Below are 19,532 nucleotides of genomic sequence, written 5' to 3' on the forward strand. Positions count from 1 at the left end.
AAATCAGGCCTTGATGGCTTTCAATACATTAATCATTTCAAGCGCGGTCAGTGCAGCTTCTGCACCTTTGTTACCGGCTTTTGTGCCAGCGCGTTCGATGGCTTGTTCAATACTTTCAGTGGTCAGCACGCCAAAGGCGACTGGAATACCACTTTCCTGAGCAACGTGTGCCAGGCCATTGCTGGCACCGCCAGCAACATATTCAAAGTGAGCGGTGCCGCCACGAATAACGGTGCCCAGCGCAATCACTGCGTCGTAACGTTTGGTTTTCGCCAAAGCGTCGGCCGCCAGTGGCAGCTCATAAGCACCCGGAACCCAGACCACGGTGATATTTTCATCTTTAACCTGGCCAATACGTTTCAGCGCGTCAATCGCACCGTCAAGCAGGCTGTCATTGATGAAGTTGTTAAAACGCGCGATGGTGATGGCGACGCGAGCGTCTGGAGTAGCAACGGCTGCTTCAATAATGTTCATAATCTTCCTTTACGGGTTCTGTTTAGCCCCGCAGGGGGGCGGATTTTATCATAATCTTTTCGTGGCTGCTTACGTTTTACTAACGAGCGTATCGCGGCGTCAAATGGAGACACAAATCAGGGCCAACATGACGGACTTCGCTAAAGCTAAACTCGGGCGCATCGGCTAATTTTTCAAGCCCTGGCAGGTTACAAAGGCCACGCGCATCGTTGCCCAATAATTTAGGCGCAACGTAGACAATCAGCTCATCAACCAAACCTGCCTGAAGCAGCGCACCACCAAGTGTCGGGCCCGCTTCTACCCAAATAGAATTTATCTGACGTTTGCCCAACAACATCATCATTACCACCAGATCAAGATGGCCGTTATGTTCGGGCACGATAAACTGCTCAACGCCATCTGGCCAATTTTGCTCATCTGCTTTACACCGTGCAAGCCAGGTTTCCCCTGATTGAGCAATAATATTGTGCTGCGGTGTGACGCGATTTTCGCGGTCGAGAATAATGCGCGTGGGTTGGCGTAAATGTTCTTCGGCGTACGCTAACTGAGTCGCGCTGTCTAATTCACTCCAACGCACGGTCAAAGAAGGATTGTCTGCCAGAACCGTGGCACTGCTGCTTAAAATTGCTGAACTTTGCGCGCGCAGACGCTGCACATCACGGCGTGACTCAGGCGAAGTAATCCACTGGCTTTCGCCACTAGCCATGGCGGTACGCCCGTCAAGCGAAGCCCCCAGTTTAAGTTGAATAAACGGGAAACCGGTACGCATACGTTTCAGAAAACCGCGGTTTATCGCCTCTGCATCGTTCATCATCAAACCGTGGCTGACTTCGATGCCAGCCTGTTGCAGCGCATATAATCCACGGCCCGCAACTTGCGGATTCGGATCCTGCATCGCGGTAACAACACGCGAAACGCCAGCGGCAATTAACGCTTCACAACATGGCGGCGTGCGCCCGTGGTGGCTACAGGGTTCTAACGTGACAAACGCCGTGGCACCGCGTGCTTTTTCGCCGGCCATGCGTAAAGCATGTACTTCTGCATGAGGTTCACCCGCGCGAAAATGAAAACCCTCACCAACAATTTCACCGTCTTTGACGATGACACAGCCCACATTCGGGTTAGGCGTCGTGGTAAAACGGCCACGACGCGCCAATTGCATCGCGCGAGCCATAAATTTTTCATCAAGCGACATCAGCATTAATCCTGTAAACGGGCAATTTCTTCGCCAAATTCGCGGATATCTTCAAAGCTGCGATAAACCGATGCAAAGCGGATGTACGCCACTTTATCCAGTTTCTTAAGCTGCTCCATCACCAGATTACCAATCATTTTGCTTGGCACTTCGCGTTCGCCGGTTCCACGCAACTGGGATTTAATGTGGTTTACGGCCATTTCCACGTCGTCCGAGCTGACCGGACGTTTCTCCAGCGCTTTTAGAATACCGCTACGCAGCTTGTCTTCGTTAAACGGCTCGCGAACATCATTACTTTTTACCACACGCGGCATCACCAACTCTGCCACTTCAAACGTCGTGAAGCGTTCATTGCAGACCAGGCACTGACGGCGACGGCGCACGGAAGACCCTTCGCCGACAAGCCGGGAATCAATCACTTTGGTGTCTACTGCGAAACAGAATGGGCAATGCATGGCGCGTCCTGAAGGATGAGTCAAATGAACAATAGTTTACCGCGAAGTGGCTGGAGTACAAAGGCATGCCACGTCATCCCCGGAAATATGACTTTTCGTTACTGAACAACTACGCTTAAATCAGGAAGAAACTTTAAGGAAATATTAGTGATGACAAAGAGTTACCTAAGAATTATCCTGGTCACCAGTGTGATCAGTCTCAGTGCCTGCGCCCAACATACTGAAGTGCGCCAGATGAAGAACGAGGTGAGTTCTTTAAATAATGAAATGACAAAACTTACTGACCAAACGGTGAAACTGACTCAACAAAATGCACTGAATGCCAAATCGACAACCGGCGTGTATTTGTTACCCGGCTCGAAAACGCCAGCGCGACTGAATAGTCAATTAGGCAATTTGCAAATGTCACTGAGCGGCGTTACCGCGCAAGACGGCGGCACCCGGGCGATGCTGATGATTAAAGGTGAATCGAACGATCCGCTTCCCGCATTTACGGGCAAAGTGGAATGGGGGCAAATTCAGGGCACCACCGATAACTATCAGGAAGTGAATGTTCAGTCGCAGCAATTCAATGCACCCGCAAGTGTTCTCGCACCGAGCGATGTCAGCATTCCCTTAGTGCTTTCTGGTTTGTCACCTGAACAGTTGGGTTTTGTGCGCATTCACGACATCCAGCCGATTGATCCTTCTCAGGCATTACCCGCCCAATAACAGGCAATCCCCTGCACTGCGGGGGTTAACCCTCAGTAACATTTACATTTTTATGTTACATCTCCCCAAGTGACATTCGATAAACCCCCTTTCAGACATCATAAAAGTGAGTGAACTGAGTCACATAAATTTGTAACTCCAGGTCATCCATTTGCTTAAATTCACGAACCAGGTAAAATCTCGCCCGTTTTGAATGTGCGCAAACGTGAACGCAATCGATTACGCATGTGGCGATAATGTGAAATGAAACATATTTTTGTGAGCAAGGATTTCTATAATAGGCGCGTCAATAAGAAACCAGCTGAATGGTTAATGACCAAGGGTGATCACTCGCCTCCTGCCCTCACGGGAATCATGTATAAAAAACAGTGGCATAAATATTATGAAAAAAATTATTTTGGCGGCTAGTACCGCTCTGGCGCTTTCAAGCTCTTTCGCGGCTCACGCCGAAGATACAAAAAATAGTGAATATGTCTCTGATTGGTGGCATCAAAGCGTCAACGTTGTGGGCAGCTACCACACTCGTTTTGGGCCGCAAATTACTAACGATGTCTATATGGAATATGAAGCGTTTGCCAAAAAAGACTGGTTAGACTTTTATGGCTATATCGATATTCCAAAAACCTTTGGCTGGGGTAACGGCAATGACAAGGGTGTCTGGGACGACGGTTCACGTATGTTCATGGAGATCGAACCACGTTTCTCTATTGATAAGCTGACCGGCACCAGCCTGGCATTTGGCCCATTCAAAGAGTGGTACATCGCCAACAACTACATTTATGACATGGGTGCGCATGGCAACGAAGCCAGCAAACAAAGCACCTGGTACATGGGTCTGGGCACCGACATCGAAACTGGTCTGCCAATGAGCTTGTCCCTGAACGTGTATGCAAAATACCAGTGGCAGAACTATGGCGCATCCAACGAAAACGAATGGGATGGCTACCGTTTCAAAATTAAATACTTTGTGCCAATTACCAGCCTGTGGGGCGGTAACCTGAGCTACATCGGTTTCACCAACTTCGATTGGGGTTCAGATCTGGGCGATGACAATTTCATCGACAATAACGGCAAGCATGCTCGTACCAGCAACTCTATCGCTTCCAGCCATATCCTTGCTCTGAACTATGATCACTGGCACTACTCTGTTGTGGCACGTTACTGGCACAACGGTGGTCAATGGGCAGATAACGCCAGCCTGAACTTCGGTGAGGGTGATTTCAACGTACGTTCTACCGGTTGGGGTGGTTACTTAGTCGTTGGCTACAACTTCTGATAACCGTCTGAAGCTTTAAAAAAAACCGATCCGCACTTAGCCGATCGGTTTTTTTGTCTCTGGCAAACACCCTTCGCTTTGCTGCAACTGGATGAAGTGAGCCAAAGAACGATCGGCCCGTTCAGAAAAATATTGCCCTGTAGGATCGACTGACAAACAACGATCTAGCCGAAAACTGCGGTAATCCTCACGCGTTTCACACCAGGCTACCAACAACCATACTTCCCCCCAAAATGTCAGCCCAAGCGGATGAACATTCCTGCTCGTTGCACTCCCCTTTTCATCTTCATAACGGATATGAAGCACCTGCAATTCCCCGATTGCACGATGAAAAACGTCGAACCAGGTTTTAACCTGCGGGTATTTATTAAAATCGGGAGAAATAATGCGGCAACGTTCGGCGACAACTCGTCGCTGTGGCGTCAGCACCCCAAGCAGTTTTTCCTCTGCAGTGCCCGCTGCCTGTGCAAGTGTTTCGCCACTCCACGTTTGTACTAAACGTATCGCCGCGACCAGTGCTTCGACTTCTGTAGAAGTAAACATTAATGGGGGTAAATCATAACCCGCAAGCAGGCGGTACCCGCATCCCGCTTCCCCCTCGATGGGCACGCCGGAAAGGGATAAATCACGAATATCACGGTAAATAGTACGCTCTGAGACTTCGAGACGATCGGCAAGCAGCGCCGCCGTCGACAACCGCCGCCCACGCAGAATTTGTACTATTTGAAAAAGGCGGTCCGCTCTTCGGCTCATAGGCTTCATCTGTGAAGATGTCATGCCTGCCAGCTTAGCCGGCAGGCGTTTGTTGTTCAGTATATCCGTACTCAGGCCGGTTGATGTAACCCGACTCGATTCCCTTCTGTGTCGACAATAAGTGCAATCGTGCCAATATTATCTGGCAAAACCTGTGGGCCAAAGACACATTTCCCACCCGCTTTAGCAACGCGTGTAAGCATCGCCGTTAAGTCAGGAGCATGGAGATAAACCACGGTTCCCTGCGCTGAAGGCTTAAACGCATCACCTTTAAGCAGTGCGCCACCAGGATGCGGATCCTCATACGGAAAGACCGCCATCTCCATTCCAGACATTGATTCACGTTTAAATTCAGCAGCAAAAACAGCTTCATAAAATGCCGTTGCACGTTCCAGATCCGCGACCGGGATTTCAAACCAATTGATGATAGTGCTCATGTTTAACTCCTCAATGGTGATGTTCAACATTGAGTCTAACTAACCCCTACTGACAGCATACTGTCAGGAGACTTTTGCTCAGACGAAAAAAAACCGCAGCACCAGGGCTGCGGTTTTTATTATCAGTAAACAACCTGATGATTAAGGCAGAATCGACGGCTGATCCGCACCTTCTTTTTCCACTTTCTGCTGCAGCATGTGCTCGCGCTTCATGCCCAGTTTCAGCGCCAGTGCAGACGCAACGTAGATAGAAGAAACCGTACCGATTGAAACACCGATAAGCATCGTCAGTGAGAAGCCTTTCAGCATTGCCCCACCGAAGAGATACAGCATCAGAATCACAACCAATGTGGTACCAGAGGTGATCAACGTACGATGCAAAGTCTGCGTCAAAGAAACGTTGAAAATCTCATAAGGTGTACCGCGACGAATCTTACGGAAGTTCTCACGAATACGGTCTGAAACCACGATACTGTCGTTCAGTGAGTAACCGATAACCGACATCAGCGACGCGACTATAGTTAGGTCAATCTCAATGTGGAATAACGACAGCACGCCGAGGGTAATGACCACGTCGTGCATCAACGCAATAACCACACCAGCAGCCAGACGCCATTCAAAGCGGAAACCGACGTATACCAGAATCGAGACCAATGCAGCCAACAACGCTAAAGCACCATTTTGAGCCAGATCCGCACCGACGCTTGGACCCACGAACTCAATACGTTTTACACCCGCATTCTGGCTGGTCGCTTCGTTAATCACGTTCACCACTTTGCTGCCCAGCACCTGACCACCGGTTTCCCCGTGAGCAGGTGGCATGCGCACCATGATGTCGCGACTGCTACCAAAGTTCTGAACCAACGGATCCTGGAATCCCGCTTTCTCCAGCGCGCCACGCAGCATGTCCAAATCGGCTGGTTTTTCCAGCGAGATTTCGATGACCGTACCGCCGGTGAAATCCAGACCCCAGTTAAAACCTTTTACCCCAATAATGACGATAGAAAGAATTAACAGGAATCCGGAGATGCCGAAAGCCCAGAAATCCCAGCGCATAAAGTCATGGACTTTACGGCCGTAGTTTAATTGTTCAACAGTATATTCCTGTGCCACAACGCACTCCTCAGATAGACAGCTTGTTGATGCGTTTGCCGCCGTACAACAGGTTTACGATGGCACGGGTACCGACGATTGCGGTAAACATGGACGTCGCCACACCAATACCGGTCGTGATCGCAAAGCCTTTGATTGCCCCGGTGCCTACGGCATACAGGATGATGACCTTGATAAGCGTCGTGATGTTAGCATCGAAAATAGAGCTGAACGCGCCCTGATAGCCTTCGTGGATAGCCTGCTGTACCGAACGTCCGTTACTAAGCTCTTCCTTAATACGCTCGTTTATCAGTACGTTAGCATCGACGGCTACGGCAAGGGTTAACACGATCCCCGCAATCCCCGGCATGGTCAACGTTGCCCCTGGTAGCAGAGACATAATCCCCACGATCATGACAAGGTTTACCAACAATGCAGTTGTCGCAATCAGGCCAAACTTCTTATAGAAGAACAGCATAAAGATGATTGAAACCGCCAGACCGGCCAGACAGGCTTCCAGACCCTGCTTGATGTTTTCCATACCCAGTGTTGGACCGATGGTACGTTCTTCAACAATCTGGATTGGTGCGATCAATGCACCTGCACGAAGCAGCAGAGAAAGCTGACGTGCTTCAGTCGGGTTGCTAATTCCTGTGATACGGAAGCTGTTACCCAAACGCGACTGAATATTCGCCACGTTGATAACTTCTTCTTGTTTCATCAGTACTGCACGACCCGTAGCATCTTTCTTACCGCTGTCTTTGTACTCCACAAACAGGGTTGCCATCGGTTTACCGATGTTATCCTTGGTGAAGTTAGACATGATGTTACCGCCAGCATTATCCAGTGAAATATTCACCTGAGCCTGGTTGTATTCATCAGTACTGGAAGTGGAGTCAGTGATATGGTCACCGGTCAGAATCACACGTTTGTACAGGACAACCGGTTGACCTTCACGGGTCTGTTTCACTTCGGAGTCACCTGGCACACGGCCAGACGTTGCCGCAGACTGATCAACGTTAGTGTTAACCAGACGGAACTCAAGTGTTGCTGTCGCGCCGAGGATCTCTTTCGCACGCGCAGTATCCTGAATACCTGGCAATTCAACCACGATACGGTCTGCACCCTGACGTTGTACCAGAGGTTCAGCTACACCCAGTTGGTTTACACGGTTACGCAGGATATTAATGTTCTGCTGAACAGCATATTCACGCGCTTCGCTCAGACGAGCGTCCGTCATTACAGCACGCAATGCGTTGCTGCCCTGAGCGGAAATCACCAGATCACGATGGCGTGGAGATAAATAAGATAGAGCGTCATCACGCGTTTTACTGTCACGGAAGATAACGTCAGCACCATAGTTATCGGCTTTACGCACGTTGGTGTAAACGATGCTCTTTTCACGCAAGTCAGTGCGCAGGTTATCTATGGTTTGTTCCTGCAACTTGCTCAGAGCGGTATCCATGTCAACTTCCATCAGGAAGTGCACGCCACCACGCAGATCAAGACCGAGTTTCATCGGTTCTGCGGAGATAGCGGATAACCAGCGAGGAGTGGCCGGTGCAAGGTTAAGTGCAACGACGTACTTGTCGCCTAATACGCTCATCAGGACTTCACGAGCGCGCAGCTGCGTATCAGTGGTGTCAAAGCGTGCAAGAATCGCACCCTCTTCCAGGGCCACAGATTTTGCGGTGATTTTTTCTGCGTTTAAGGTGTTCTGGACCTGGATCAGCGTTTGTTCACTGGCGGCGACGCCGCGCGCGCCAGTGATCTGAACTGCCGGATCCTCACCATATAGGTTGGGAAGTGCGTATAGCAGACCGACGATAAACACGACGATCAGCATGATGTACTTCCACAAAGGATAGCGGTTTAGCACGGTAGTTCCCTTAGGGAAAAACGAAAATTACAGCGCCTTCATAGTGCCTTTCGGCAGAACGGCAGCTACGAAATCACGCTTGATAACCACTTCAGTGGTATCGTTTAACGCGATTGAGATATAGCCAGTTTCAGCTACTTTCACTACGCGACCAACCAGACCACCCGTCGTCAGCACTTCATCCCCTTTAGAGATGGAGTCCATCAGCTTTTTATGCTCTTTGGTACGTTTTTGCTGTGGGCGCAGGATCATGAAATAGAAGATCAGACCAAATACCACCAGCATAAGAATCAAAGAGTACGGGCTACCTTGCGCCGGAGCACCTGTTGCAGCTACCGCATCAGAAATGATAAAGCTCATTAAAAATCCCTCATTATTAAATTAATCAACATTCAAAGGTGGAACTGGTTTGCCGGTTCGCTCGTAAAAATCACTCACGAAGTGCTCTAATTTACCCTCTTCAATGGCCTTACGTAAACCAGCCATTAAACGCTGGTAATAGCGTAGGTTATGAATAGTGTTGAGTCGTGCGCCGAGTATTTCGTTGCAACGATCAAGATGATGCAAGTAGGCACGTGAATAATTGCGACACGTATAGCAATCACACTCAGAATCCAGCGGCGAAGTGTCATCTTTATGCTTAGCATTACGGATTTTCACTACACCATCGGTGACAAAGAGGTGACCATTACGTGCATTACGGGTAGGCATCACGCAGTCGAACATATCTATACCACGACGAACACCTTCAACCAGGTCTTCTGGTTTCCCCACGCCCATCAGGTAACGAGGCTTATCTGCAGGGATTTGCGGGCACACATGCTCCAGAATACGGTGCATGTCTTCCTTCGGCTCGCCTACAGCCAGGCCGCCGACAGCGTAGCCATCAAAACCTATCTCTACCAGACCTTTTACCGAGATATCTCGTAAATCTTCGTAAACACTTCCCTGAATAATACCGAACAGCGCATTTTTATTCTCAAGGGAATCAAAGCGATCGCGGCTACGTTGTGCCCAACGCAGGGACATTTCCATTGAACGCTTCGCGTAATCCCAGTCAGCAGGATATGGCGTGCATTCATCGAAGATCATCACGATGTCAGAACCGAGATCATATTGAATTTCCATGGATTTTTCTGGATCGAGGAAAATCGCGTCGCCGTTAATTGGGTTACGGAAATGCACGCCCGCTTCGGTGATTTTACGAATGTCGCCCAGGCTGAATACCTGGAATCCGCCGGAGTCAGTCAGAATTGGACCTTTCCACTGCATGAAATCATGTAAGTCACCGTGCAACTTCATAATTTCCTGGCCAGGACGCAGCCACAGGTGGAAGGTATTGCCCAGAATAATCTGCGCGCCAGTGGCTTCAACTTCTTCCGGCGTCATCCCTTTTACGGTGCCGTAAGTACCAACAGGCATGAAAGCAGGCGTTTCTACTACGCCACGGTCAAACACCAGGCGGCCACGGCGAGCGCGTCCGTCAGTCGTATCTAATTCAAATTTCACATTTCCTCCAGCATCAGAGAAACAGTCTGATGATTAAGACAAAACGTCGTCGGAAAGACCGGCGACATCGAATTGAGTGTTTAGGCGCCTGGGCGCTCATTTATTGCCTGCGGATTGTACGTGATGTACATGGCATCCCCGTAACTAAAAAATCGATATTCGGAGTTAACAGCTTCTTTATAAGCATTCATGGTGTTTTTATAACCAGCGAACGCAGAAACCAGCATGATCAGAGTCGATTCCGGCAGGTGGAAGTTGGTCACCAGCGCATCAATCACTTTGTATTGATAACCTGGGTAGATAAAGATTTGCGTATCACCAAAGAACGGTTCAATCAGGTCATTTTGTGCAGCCTGAGCCGCACTTTCCAGCGAACGAACGGATGTGGTACCTACAGCGATAACGCGATTTCCACGCGCTTTGCAGGCTAGCACCGCGTCAACCACGTCCTGCGGAACTTCCGCATACTCTGAGTGCATGATGTGGTCTTCAATGCTGTCTACGCGCACTGGCTGGAATGTCCCCGCCCCCACGTGCAGCGTAACAAACGCCTGTTCAATCCCTTTCTTGCGCAGCGCTTCAAGCAACGGTTCGTCAAAGTGCAGACCCGCAGTTGGGGCCGCAACAGCGCCGGGCTTCTGGCTATAAACGGTTTGATACAGCTCGCGGTCTGACTCTTCGTCCGGACGATCAATATACGGCGGCAGCGGCATATGGCCGATGCTGTTGAGAATATCGAGTACGCTGCGCTCGTCTTCAAACTGCACTTCAAACAACGCATCGTGGCGCGCAACCATGGTGGCATGTACGCTTTCATCATCGCCCAACAGCAATTCTGCACCTGGTTTCGGTGCTTTAGAGGCGCGAATATGCGCGAGAATGCGTTTGTCATCGAGCATACGCTCAACCAGGACTTCAATCTTACCGCCGCTGGCTTTACGGCCAAAAAGGCGCGCAGGAATGACGCGGGTATTGTTAAAGACCAGCAAATCTCCAGGGTTGAGCTTATCGAGCAGATCGGTGAAAGTGCCATGCGTTAAATTACCCGTCGGCCCTTCCAGTGACAGCAAACGGCACCCACTGCGCTGTGCTTGTGGATAGTGGGCAATCAAGGATTCAGGTAATTCAAAGGAAAAATCAGCAACACGCATGGTAAAGAACTCAAGACTTAAAAAGTGGCGCTACAGTCTAGTGCCGGGGGACACTCCCTGCAAGGAATAAGCCGTTTTCCGGCCATTTACGAATAAGGTTACTATGAATTTTCTCGCCCATTTACATCTCGCAAGCCTTGCTGATAGCTCACTTCTGGGAAATTTGCTCGCCGATTTTGTCCGTGGCAACCCGAATGCAAGTTATCCAGGCGACGTCGTGGCGGGTATCCATATGCACCGTCGCGTGGATGTCCTGACCGATAGCTTGCCTGAGGTTGCGCTTGCACGGCAATGGTTTCGCCCGGAAACACGCCGTGTCGCCCCTATAACGCTGGATGTCATGTGGGACCATTTTGTCTCACGTCACTGGCACACACTCAGCCCAAACATGCCACTGCCTGAGTTTGTTGCGCACGCACGAGCCAATATCGAACCCTTCTTAATGGATACCCCAGAACGCTTCATCAATCTTAATCAATACCTGTGGAATGAGCGCTGGCTTGAACGTTATAGCGACATGGCGTTTATTGCTAATGTTCTCAATGGTATGGCGAGCCGTAGACCAAAACTCGATGCTTTGCGAGCTTCCTGGCAAGATCTTGATACCCATTACGACGCGCTTGAAGAGTTGTTCTGGCAGTTCTACCCACGCATGATGGTGTTGGCAGAACAAAAAAGTTTGTAACCGATCCCACACTGGTTATTAACTTCTTGCCCTTTTGTAAAAAAGGGCTATTTTGGATCTCCGCAGTACAAATATCGATTTTTTGATAGGTGATTCCTATCTGATTAATCGGCACAGTATGCTTGAGTTAGTGGGATTGCAGCCCCTATACTCCCCCCCGTTGCGTTAACACTCACTTTAACAAAATTAACAGGAGTACATATGGTCCTGGTTACTCGTCCAGCCCCTGACTTTACTGCTGCAGCCGTACTCGGCAGTGGCGAAATCGTTGAAAACTTCAACTTCAAAGCACACACCAATGGTAAAACCACCGTTGTGTTCTTCTGGCCAATGGACTTCACTTTCGTCTGCCCGTCTGAACTGATTGCGTTCGACAAGCGTTACGAAGAATTCCAGAAACGTGGCGTAGAAGTCGTTGGTGTATCTTTTGACTCCGAGTTCGTTCACAACGCATGGCGTAAAACCCCTGTAGATAAAGGCGGCATCGGTGAAGTGAAATACGCGATGGTTGCTGACATTAAGCGTGAAATTCAGAAAGCTTATGGCATCGAACATCCAGACGCAGGCGTTGCTCTGCGCGGTTCTTTCCTGATCGACAAAGCCGGTATCGTGCGTCACCAGGTTGTTAACGACCTGCCGCTGGGCCGTAACGTTGATGAAATGCTGCGTATGGTTGATGCGCTGCAATTCCACGAAGAGCACGGCGAAGTGTGCCCAGCTCAGTGGGAAAAAGGGAAAGAAGGCATGAACGCGTCTCCAGACGGCGTTGCTAAGTACCTGAGCGAAAACGTTTCTAGCCTGTAATTGCTAAACGTTTTTGAAAAAAGGCCGCGCAAGCGGCCTTTTCTGTTTTTGTCATCAGGCTAAAACGCAAAGCAAGAACAGCCCATCACACCCCAAAATGCCCCTTCATCAGAAACTGGAATGGCCGAAGTGCGCGCCACGTCATGCTGATGTCCATGCACGGGACAACTCCCGCAACACTGATGAACCTGTGCAAGCATGCCCACTTTTGCGGCGACTGGCGGGTCAGATCGATAATGTCCTGGTACGTTCACAACGGGTGACCATTCAGGAAGTATAGGAATCGGCGGAGGTGCCAGTGACGAAAACGTGCCTGCTGCGTAAACCACTTTGCCATCAACCATCGTCAGCACCGACTCAATCCCTTTTATTTCCTCTTCCACCACGTTGAAGAAGTCTTTTGAAAGCACGACCAAATCAGCCAATTGCCCGTTTTTAATGCGTCCCTTTTTACCCCGTTCACTGGAAAACCACGCGCTACCCGCAGTCCACAGCTCAAGCGCAACATCACGCGAAAGCCGATTATTGTCGTCATACATTTGCATACCGCCTACGGTACGTCCGGACACCAACCAGTAAAGCGCCGTCCACGGATTGTAGCTTGCGACACGCGTCGCATCCGTCCCCAACCCAACAGGTAATTCTGCGGCTAGCATTTTCGCAATCGGTGGTGTCTGTTTAACGGCTTCAGTTCCATAACGAGCCGCGTAATATTCCCCCTGGAAAGCCATGCGATGCTGTACCGCAATCCCGCCCCCCAACGCTTTAACACGCTCAATGTTTTTTTCACTGATAGTTTCTGCATGGTCAAAAAACCAGTGCAAACCATTAAACGGAATTTCACGATCCACTTTTTCGAATACATCCAGCATCCGGCTGATCGATTCGTTATAAGTGGCATGCAGACGAAAAGGCCAGCGATGCTCCACCAAATGGTGCACTACGCGCTCCAGTTCTTGTTCCATGCCATCCGGCAAATCTGGTCGTGGTTGCAAAAAATCTTCAAAATCTGCGGCGGAGAACACCAGCATTTCACCCGCACCATTCGCTCTGTAGAAATCCGTCCCTTGCCCCGGTTTCAGCATATCGGTCCACTTTTCAAAGTCTTCCAACTCATGCTGTGGGCGTTGGGTAAATAAGTTATAGGCGATACGCACCGTCATCTGTTTCTGGCTATGTAGCTGGTCGATTATCTGATAATCCTCCGGGTAATTCTGGAATCCACCGCCAGCATCAATGGCGCTGGTGATACCCAAACGATTAAGCTCGCGCATAAACTGGCGCGTCGAGTTGACCTGCATTTCCAGCGGTAATTTCGGCCCTTTCGCCAGTGTCGAATACAGGATCATCGCATTCGGCTTCGCGATAAGCATGCCAGTAGGATTACCGTTCCGGTCACGAACTATTTCGCCGCCCGGTGGGTTGGGTGTCTCTTTGGTATAGCCCACCGCTTTGAGTGCGGCCTGGTTTAACAACGCCCGGTCATAAAGATGCAGTACAAAAACGGGGGTTTCCGGTGCAGCGTCATTGAGTTCTTCAAGCGTTGGCATGCGCCGTTCGGCAAACTGGAACTCTGTCCAACCTCCCACAACGCGCACCCATTGCGGTGACGGTGTGCGTATTGCCTGCTCTTTTAGCATACGTAGTGCATCCGCAAGCGATGGCACGCCTTCCCAACGCAATTCCAGGTTGTAATTCAACCCACCGCGAATCAGGTGCAAATGGGAGTCGTTAAGGCCCGGAATGACCGTATGGCCCTTGAGATCGATCCGTTGCGTTTCATCGCTCGCAAAGGTCATCACCCACGGTTCCTGGCCCACGGCAATAATCTTGCCGTCTTTGATAGCCACCGCCTCAGCGAGAGGTATTTCGCGGTCGAGAGTATGAAACTGACCGTTGGTGAGAATTAGTGAAGCAGATTGCGACATAACCCATTCTCCTCAGTGAAACGTTACTTTTTCAGCCAGCCTGCAAAGATGCGCGTCATTATTGGCATCCATAGCCAGACCACGAGTGCTACGACCAGCGCATCATTGATGAGATGTAATAAAAGCGAGCCGTGCAGCGAAGGAAAAAGCAGGCCGGTGATACGTGGAACGACGTTGGTACTCGGGAAAATCACCGCCAGCGTTATCAGGAATTGCTTCCATTGTGCAGGCCGTTTGAGCGTTGGGGTTTCAGGGGTGAACCAAAAAGCGTTTTCAGTACGAACTTCCAGATGATCATCAAGGCGAAGGGCGGGTTTTATCTCATCAACCAGTGCCTCTCGCTCAGCCGATTTCGTCCAGGCCGTAAGATTTTCCAGCGTGTTGAAACGAATAACTATGTTGTACACATCGCTTCCGGCGGTTGGGCGAATGACATGTACCCCAAGATGCCCCGGATAACGCGCCGCAGCAGGCATAATTTTCGCCAACCATTGCTCATAACGCGCAGCCTGGCCTGATTTAAGGGCGTGGGTAATCACCAGCGTGACAGTGTTGTTGTCAGCCATGAGCGAGTCCTGATTGAAAGAAAATAGAAGGCAGGAAAGATCCTGCGGCAATTCATCAGGCTTTGCGCTCTGGGGCACCATGAACCATGGTGTACGCGTAATCCACGCCCATGCCATACGCGCCGCTATGCTCTCGCACCAGATCCATCACTGCGTCGTAGGTATCTTTACGCGCCCAATCGCGTTGGTATTCAAGCAGCACTTGTTGCCAGGTCACGGGAACCGCCCCCGCCTGTACCATGCGGTCAATTGAGCGTTCATGCGCATCAACAGAAGTGCCGCCCGAGGTATCCGTCACCACATACACTTCGAACCCTTCCTCCAGCGCCATTAGCGCAGGAAATGTCAGGCATACTTCGGTCCACAATGCTGAAATAACCAGTTTCTTGCGACCTGTGGCTTTCACCGCCGCGACAAATGCCGCATCTTCCCAGGAGTTCATTGAAGTGCGCTCGATGGGGGTAATTTCAGGATGAACCGCCAGCAGTTCAGGCCAGATATAACCACTGAAGCTTTTAGTTTCTACCGAGGTAAAAATGGTGGGGACGTTAAAAATTTTGCCCGCTTTAGCTAACGCTACCGTGTTGTTTTTCAACGTTTGCCGGTCAATATTAGCGACCCCGAAAGACATCTGCGGTTGGTGGTCGATGAAAATCAGCGTGGAATTAGTCGGGTCGATCAGTTCACGTATAGACATAGTGTTTCCTCAGATTCAGTTGGCCCAAAGGGCATGAGCGCTGGAAATATCTAGCCTGATAGGTATTTGTGAATGGGGGGAGAGATAAGAATAGCACCAGTTTCCCCCCTCGCCTGGCGAAAAGGGAAACCGGTTACAGAGTCAGAGGTTATACCAGAGGGAAACCGAAACACCAGGTAGTGACAGCTGGTGATTATCCAGATGGGCTTCACCTTCGAGTCGTGTCCAGGTTCTGCCGCTTAACAACGGATTCCACGGCAGCGTCACATCGCGTTGCTCACCCCGGTTAATCGCCACCAGCACGCGTTCATTTTGATAAACGCGAGCAAACACCACCACATCTCCATTGGCGTAAATCACCTGACAACCACCGTGGCGCAAGGCTCGGCTTTTGTGGCGTAACTTGCCAAGGCGTTGATACAGCGCCAACAACTGGTGATCTTGTTGATCCGGATCCCATGGGAAAGGTTTGCGGCAGAATGGATCGTTATTGCCATCCAGTCCCACTTCATCACCGTAGTAAACGCACGGCACACCAGGCCAGCAATACAGCCACACGACAGCCAAAGGTAAGCGGTCCACATCTTTACCAAGAATTGACTTGAACCGCGCGGTGTCATGGCTGTCGAGCTGGTTAAACATGCGCAGTTGTTGCTGATGAGAAAGCCCCGCACGATATTCATCCATCCACGTCATACAGGTTTGTGCATCGATATGCTGTGGATCGTAGGAAATATCCGTGTTGGCAAGGAATCCCCACAGCGGGAAGGTGAACCCCCGATAGTTCATCGCCGCATCTTCTGCATCCGTCTGCAGCCATTGGCGGGCATCGCCAAAATGTTCCCCCAATATATACGCATCAGGCTTGGTTTCTTTCGCCGCTCTGGTGATGCCGGAGACATGCCGTAGATTGTTTTTCGCTCCGCCCGCTTCACCCAGCATATGCACGACATCCAGCCGCCAGCCGTCTATCCCCCAAGGCTCACGTAGCCAGTAACGCACCACACTTTCTTCACCCTGGTAAATCTCGTCCACCAACGCAGAAGAATGGTAATCCAGTTTTGGTAGGCTGGAGTAACCGAGCCAATCGAGGGCATGCCCGTCCTGGTTATAGCTGTAAAAATCGCGCCACGGGGATTGCGGATTGTGGCTTGCACCGCTGCCGTGAGTTTGTTGACGGTCAAACCATTGGTGAGTATCACCGCTGTGGTTGAACACACCATCAAGCATCAGGCGCATACCCAGCCGCTGGGTATTTTTGCGCAAACGCAAAAAGGCGTGATCGCCACCAAACTGCACGTCTACGCGGCGATAATCCTGGGTATCGTATTTATGAACACTCGGAGCGGTAAAAATAGGATTGAGGTACAGCGCGGTCACGCCCAACATCTTCAGATACGGGAGATTTTCGCTGATACCGTCAAGATCGCCGCCATAGAAGGTTGATCCTCCCGCATCTGCGATGAGAGGCTCATTCCAGTCACGCAGTATGATGTCGCGTTTTGCAGCGTGGTGATAATAGATCTGATCCTGTTCTGGCGTGCGTTGTTCGCTGCGGGCAAAACGATCGGGGAAAATCTGATAGAAGATCTGATCCTGCACCCATTGTGGACCGTCATCAGGCAGATCGACCGCAAACTGCTCAAGGCGTGCAGGAGGAATCGAACTCAATCCTTGCGGCGTTAACCAACGCTGTTTATCCAGCCATAGCAATTTAAAACTATAGCGGCGACGCGGCTGCCCTTCAGATAAATCAATCACTCCGCGCCAGGCGACGATGCCATCACAAAGTGCTGCCTTCTGCCGAGTCATCTGCACCGAGGTTTCCTCGTTATCTTTTTCATAACGCAGAACCACACGATGCGGTAAATCATCGCCAGAAACCCATAAAGTGATGTACAGCTTGTCTTTACGTGTCTGAATAAAAGGGGGCACCGGAAGGTGCCAGGCATTCAACATAATCGCATCCCCAGATAATAAATTGACGCCACCTTGCCACAGCGCAAGCGTGTATCACTCATCATTACTATTTTAATTGGGGGAGGAAAGCGGGGGTGGAGAAACAGCGCCAGTTGCTTAATAAGTTAGCGAAACCTATAGTGAAAACACTCCCGCCGATGCGCCCTGATAAAAGGAGATCGTCATGACTCTCGCCCGAACCCTTTCCCTGCTTTTGCTCGTACTATGCTCCACTAACGCTTTGGCCAGTTCAGCTTATGAATCTCTACAATTTGGAAAGTATAAACAACAGATTACCGCAGACTTAAAAAAGACCTGCCATCCGCAAAAGAAAATGAGTGATGATGACTGGGCAAATAAAATCCTCTCCAATGAGGAGAACAAACGTTACATCCGCGATGCGAGGATTGCGCTTGAACGTAATAATGAGAAAAACTACTGGGATGCAATTAGTAAAGTAGAGTGCCCGGAGATGTAAACAGTAGGGTGGATCTCGCTGACGCTAATCCACCCTACTACTACCTTTAATCGACAACGTTAAAGACGTTATCTACGAGTTTGTGGCGAGTATTTGACGACGTTTAAACATCCAGCCTACCAGCAGCAATACTATCCACACGCAGCCAACATAAAGCGAGATGCGGGTGTCTGGATGCCAGCCGATTAGCCCAATGATAAATACCAGGAATACCAGGCCCACAATTGTGGTTGCCACGCCGCCCGGCACCGGGAATTTCAGCGCCTTAGTTTCATCAGGAGAAAGCTTGCGGCGGAACGCAATCTGCGACAGCAGGATCATTATCCAAACCCACACAGTGGCAAACGTAGCCAGCGAAGCAATCACCAGGAAGACGTTTTCTGGAATCAGGTAGTTGAGCACAACCGCCAGTAACAGTGCGCAGCACATGACCAGCACGGTGACCCAGGGAATGCCATTGCGTGAAGTTTTGGCGAACACTTTCGGGGCGCTGCCCTGCTCTGCCATGCCGTGCAACATTCGGCCTACACCGAATACGTCACTGTTAATTGCGGAAAGCGAAGCGGTGATCACCACAAAGTTAAGAATACCTGCCGCAGCCGTAATCCCCATATGCTGGAAAGTCAGCACGAACGGGCTACCTTCCGTCCCCACCTGGTTCCACGGGTAAATAGACATGATGACAAACAGCGTACCGACATAGAACACCAGGATACGCAACGGAACAGAGTTGATAGCGCGTGGGATCGACTTCTGTGGGTCTTTCGCTTCACCCGCAGTAATACCAATGATTTCAATGCCGCCATAGGCAAACATGACCATCTGCAACGACATAATCATGCCTATCCAGCCATTGCTGAAGAAGCCGCCATTGCTCCACAAGTTATGGATGCCCGTCGGCTGACCACCGTTTCCAATGCCCCAAACGATGATGCCGATACCGGCTGCAATCATGATGATGATGGTAGCGACTTTGAAGAAGGAGAACCAAAACTCCAGCTCACCAAACACTTTTACGCTCATCAGGTTTATGGCGCAGATAATCAGAACCACGCTCAATACCCAGACCCAATGCGGCACGGCCGGGAACCACAGTCCCATATAGATGCCAAAGGCGGTGACATCGGCAATCGCGACAATCAGGATTTCAAAACAGTAGGTCCAACCTGTGATGTATCCTGCCAGCGGGCCAAGGTTATCTTGCGCATAGCGTGAGAATGAACTGGCGGAAGGGTTATGAACCGACATCTCCCCCAGCGCACGCATAATGATGTAAGCAGCAACGCCACCGATGATGTAGGCCAACAAGACGCTGGGCCCTGCCATTTTGATTGCGTCTGCCGAGCCATAAAACAGCCCGGTGCCAATCGCCGAACCCAACGCCATAAAGCGTATGTGCCGGGTACTCAAGCCGCGCTTGAGTTTATTAGCGTTTTCCATTGATTCCATACCTGCTTAACAATAAAAAAAACCACGGAGCGAA

The 19,532-nt window shown here is 50.3% G+C and carries 20 protein-coding genes; 5 read left to right on the forward strand and 15 right to left on the reverse strand.

The features are described from left to right. Positions 1-3: 3 nt before the first annotated feature. The 3 genes from ribH to nrdR all read right to left on the reverse strand — a co-directional run bounded on the left by ribH (position 4) and on the right by nrdR (position 2,124). Positions 4-474, reverse strand: coding sequence for a 6,7-dimethyl-8-ribityllumazine synthase (ribH, locus tag OH773_RS16980; protein WP_183271344.1), 471 nt, complete (start codon positions 472-474; stop codon positions 4-6). Positions 475-553: 79 nt separating this feature from the next. Continuing rightward, entirely contained in the window at positions 554-1,669 is a 1,116-nt protein-coding gene (gene ribD, locus OH773_RS16985) for a bifunctional diaminohydroxyphosphoribosylaminopyrimidine deaminase/5-amino-6-(5-phosphoribosylamino)uracil reductase RibD (protein WP_270140279.1), read from the reverse strand. Between the two features lie 5 nt (positions 1,670-1,674). Continuing rightward, positions 1,675-2,124, reverse strand: coding sequence for a transcriptional regulator NrdR (gene nrdR / locus OH773_RS16990; RefSeq protein WP_064549177.1), 450 nt, complete (start codon positions 2,122-2,124; stop codon positions 1,675-1,677). A 150-nt stretch (positions 2,125-2,274) separates the two neighbouring features. Here nrdR and OH773_RS16995 point away from each other — a divergent pair, with 150 nt between their 5' ends. Further along, positions 2,275-2,835, forward strand: a complete 561-nt coding sequence (locus OH773_RS16995) for a DUF3251 domain-containing protein (RefSeq protein ID WP_270140283.1) — start codon at positions 2,275-2,277, stop codon at positions 2,833-2,835. 382 nt (positions 2,836-3,217) lie between these two features. After that, positions 3,218-4,111, forward strand: coding sequence for a nucleoside-specific channel-forming protein Tsx (locus OH773_RS17000; RefSeq protein ID WP_270140285.1), 894 nt, complete (start codon positions 3,218-3,220; stop codon positions 4,109-4,111). A gap of 36 nt (positions 4,112-4,147) precedes the next feature. On the opposite strand, the gene OH773_RS17005 is transcribed toward OH773_RS17000, so the two are convergent. The 7 genes from OH773_RS17005 to queA form a co-directional block, all read right to left on the reverse strand. Continuing rightward, positions 4,148-4,864, reverse strand: coding sequence for a helix-turn-helix transcriptional regulator (locus OH773_RS17005; protein ID WP_270140288.1), 717 nt, complete (start codon positions 4,862-4,864; stop codon positions 4,148-4,150). 71 nt (positions 4,865-4,935) lie between these two features. Further along, positions 4,936-5,301, reverse strand: coding sequence for a VOC family protein (locus tag OH773_RS17010; protein WP_270140290.1), 366 nt, complete (start codon positions 5,299-5,301; stop codon positions 4,936-4,938). Positions 5,302-5,442: 141 nt separating this feature from the next. After that, a complete protein-coding gene (gene secF, locus OH773_RS17015; protein WP_270140292.1) occupies positions 5,443-6,414 on the reverse strand; it encodes a protein translocase subunit SecF in 972 nt (323 codons plus the stop codon). A gap of 10 nt (positions 6,415-6,424) precedes the next feature. Next, positions 6,425-8,272, reverse strand: a complete 1,848-nt coding sequence (gene secD, locus OH773_RS17020) for a protein translocase subunit SecD (RefSeq protein WP_183271351.1) — start codon at positions 8,270-8,272, stop codon at positions 6,425-6,427. 27 nt (positions 8,273-8,299) lie between these two features. Next, the gene (yajC, locus tag OH773_RS17025) at positions 8,300-8,632 is read right to left on the reverse strand and encodes a preprotein translocase subunit YajC (protein ID WP_034457929.1); all 333 of its coding nucleotides are present in this window, start codon (positions 8,630-8,632) and stop codon (positions 8,300-8,302) included. A gap of 21 nt (positions 8,633-8,653) precedes the next feature. Continuing rightward, on the reverse strand, positions 8,654-9,781 hold the full coding sequence (tgt, locus tag OH773_RS17030) for a tRNA guanosine(34) transglycosylase Tgt (RefSeq protein ID WP_064549189.1): 1,128 nt from the start codon (positions 9,779-9,781) through the stop codon (positions 8,654-8,656). A gap of 80 nt (positions 9,782-9,861) precedes the next feature. Beyond that, positions 9,862-10,932, reverse strand: coding sequence for a tRNA preQ1(34) S-adenosylmethionine ribosyltransferase-isomerase QueA (gene queA, locus OH773_RS17035; RefSeq protein WP_183271352.1), 1,071 nt, complete (start codon positions 10,930-10,932; stop codon positions 9,862-9,864). Between the two features lie 103 nt (positions 10,933-11,035). Here queA and acpH point away from each other — a divergent pair, with 103 nt between their 5' ends. Further along, entirely contained in the window at positions 11,036-11,617 is a 582-nt protein-coding gene (gene acpH, locus OH773_RS17040) for an ACP phosphodiesterase (protein ID WP_270140298.1), read from the forward strand. A gap of 201 nt (positions 11,618-11,818) precedes the next feature. Then, on the forward strand, positions 11,819-12,421 hold the full coding sequence (locus tag OH773_RS17045; RefSeq protein WP_064549195.1) for a peroxiredoxin C: 603 nt from the start codon (positions 11,819-11,821) through the stop codon (positions 12,419-12,421). Positions 12,422-12,480: 59 nt separating this feature from the next. Here OH773_RS17045 and OH773_RS17050 read toward each other — a convergent pair whose 3' ends face one another. From OH773_RS17050 to malZ, 4 genes are all read right to left on the reverse strand, one after another. Continuing rightward, positions 12,481-14,349 (reverse strand): amidohydrolase, encoded by a 1,869-nt coding sequence (locus OH773_RS17050; protein ID WP_270140302.1) that lies wholly within the window; start codon positions 14,347-14,349, stop codon positions 12,481-12,483. A 23-nt stretch (positions 14,350-14,372) separates the two neighbouring features. Next, positions 14,373-14,915, reverse strand: coding sequence for an antibiotic biosynthesis monooxygenase (locus OH773_RS17055; protein ID WP_270140304.1), 543 nt, complete (start codon positions 14,913-14,915; stop codon positions 14,373-14,375). Positions 14,916-14,970: 55 nt separating this feature from the next. Then, positions 14,971-15,612 (reverse strand): hydrolase, encoded by a 642-nt coding sequence (locus tag OH773_RS17060; RefSeq protein WP_183271356.1) that lies wholly within the window; start codon positions 15,610-15,612, stop codon positions 14,971-14,973. A gap of 141 nt (positions 15,613-15,753) precedes the next feature. Continuing rightward, positions 15,754-17,571, reverse strand: coding sequence for a maltodextrin glucosidase (gene malZ / locus OH773_RS17065; RefSeq protein WP_270140307.1), 1,818 nt, complete (start codon positions 17,569-17,571; stop codon positions 15,754-15,756). A 184-nt stretch (positions 17,572-17,755) separates the two neighbouring features. Between malZ and OH773_RS17070 the strand changes: the two genes are divergently transcribed. After that, positions 17,756-18,049, forward strand: coding sequence for a YicS family protein (locus OH773_RS17070; RefSeq protein ID WP_270140309.1), 294 nt, complete (start codon positions 17,756-17,758; stop codon positions 18,047-18,049). A gap of 72 nt (positions 18,050-18,121) precedes the next feature. On the opposite strand, the gene proY is transcribed toward OH773_RS17070, so the two are convergent. After that, a complete protein-coding gene (gene proY, locus OH773_RS17075) occupies positions 18,122-19,489 on the reverse strand; it encodes a proline-specific permease ProY (protein WP_183271359.1) in 1,368 nt (455 codons plus the stop codon). Positions 19,490-19,532: the final 43 nt, after the last annotated feature.

This window comes from Buttiauxella sp. WJP83 (genome assembly GCF_027594725.1).
Lineage (GTDB): Bacteria > Pseudomonadota > Gammaproteobacteria > Enterobacterales > Enterobacteriaceae > Buttiauxella > Buttiauxella selenatireducens.

Bases quoted from the DNA above. Each gene is read 5' to 3' on its own strand.
- ribH (WP_183271344.1), bottom strand. From the start codon at position 474: ATGAACATTATTGAAGCAGCCGTTGCTACTCCAGACGCTCGCGTCGCC.
- ribD (WP_270140279.1), bottom strand. From the start codon at position 1,669: ATGTCGCTTGATGAAAAATTTATGGCTCGCGCGATGCAATTGGCGCGT.
- nrdR (WP_064549177.1), bottom strand. From the start codon at position 2,124: ATGCATTGCCCATTCTGTTTCGCAGTAGACACCAAAGTGATTGATTCC.
- OH773_RS16995 (WP_270140283.1), top strand. From the start codon at position 2,275: ATGACAAAGAGTTACCTAAGAATTATCCTGGTCACCAGTGTGATCAGT.
- OH773_RS17000 (WP_270140285.1), top strand. From the start codon at position 3,218: ATGAAAAAAATTATTTTGGCGGCTAGTACCGCTCTGGCGCTTTCAAGC.
- OH773_RS17005 (WP_270140288.1), bottom strand. From the start codon at position 4,864: ATGAGCCGAAGAGCGGACCGCCTTTTTCAAATAGTACAAATTCTGCGT.
- OH773_RS17010 (WP_270140290.1), bottom strand. From the start codon at position 5,301: ATGAGCACTATCATCAATTGGTTTGAAATCCCGGTCGCGGATCTGGAA.
- yajC (WP_034457929.1), bottom strand. From the start codon at position 8,632: ATGAGCTTTATCATTTCTGATGCGGTAGCTGCAACAGGTGCTCCGGCG.
- queA (WP_183271352.1), bottom strand. From the start codon at position 10,932: ATGCGTGTTGCTGATTTTTCCTTTGAATTACCTGAATCCTTGATTGCC.
- acpH (WP_270140298.1), top strand. From the start codon at position 11,036: ATGAATTTTCTCGCCCATTTACATCTCGCAAGCCTTGCTGATAGCTCA.
- OH773_RS17045 (WP_064549195.1), top strand. From the start codon at position 11,819: ATGGTCCTGGTTACTCGTCCAGCCCCTGACTTTACTGCTGCAGCCGTA.
- OH773_RS17050 (WP_270140302.1), bottom strand. From the start codon at position 14,349: ATGTCGCAATCTGCTTCACTAATTCTCACCAACGGTCAGTTTCATACT.
- OH773_RS17055 (WP_270140304.1), bottom strand. From the start codon at position 14,915: ATGGCTGACAACAACACTGTCACGCTGGTGATTACCCACGCCCTTAAA.
- OH773_RS17060 (WP_183271356.1), bottom strand. From the start codon at position 15,612: ATGTCTATACGTGAACTGATCGACCCGACTAATTCCACGCTGATTTTC.
- malZ (WP_270140307.1), bottom strand. From the start codon at position 17,571: ATGTTGAATGCCTGGCACCTTCCGGTGCCCCCTTTTATTCAGACACGT.
- OH773_RS17070 (WP_270140309.1), top strand. From the start codon at position 17,756: ATGACTCTCGCCCGAACCCTTTCCCTGCTTTTGCTCGTACTATGCTCC.
- proY (WP_183271359.1), bottom strand. From the start codon at position 19,489: ATGGAAAACGCTAATAAACTCAAGCGCGGCTTGAGTACCCGGCACATA.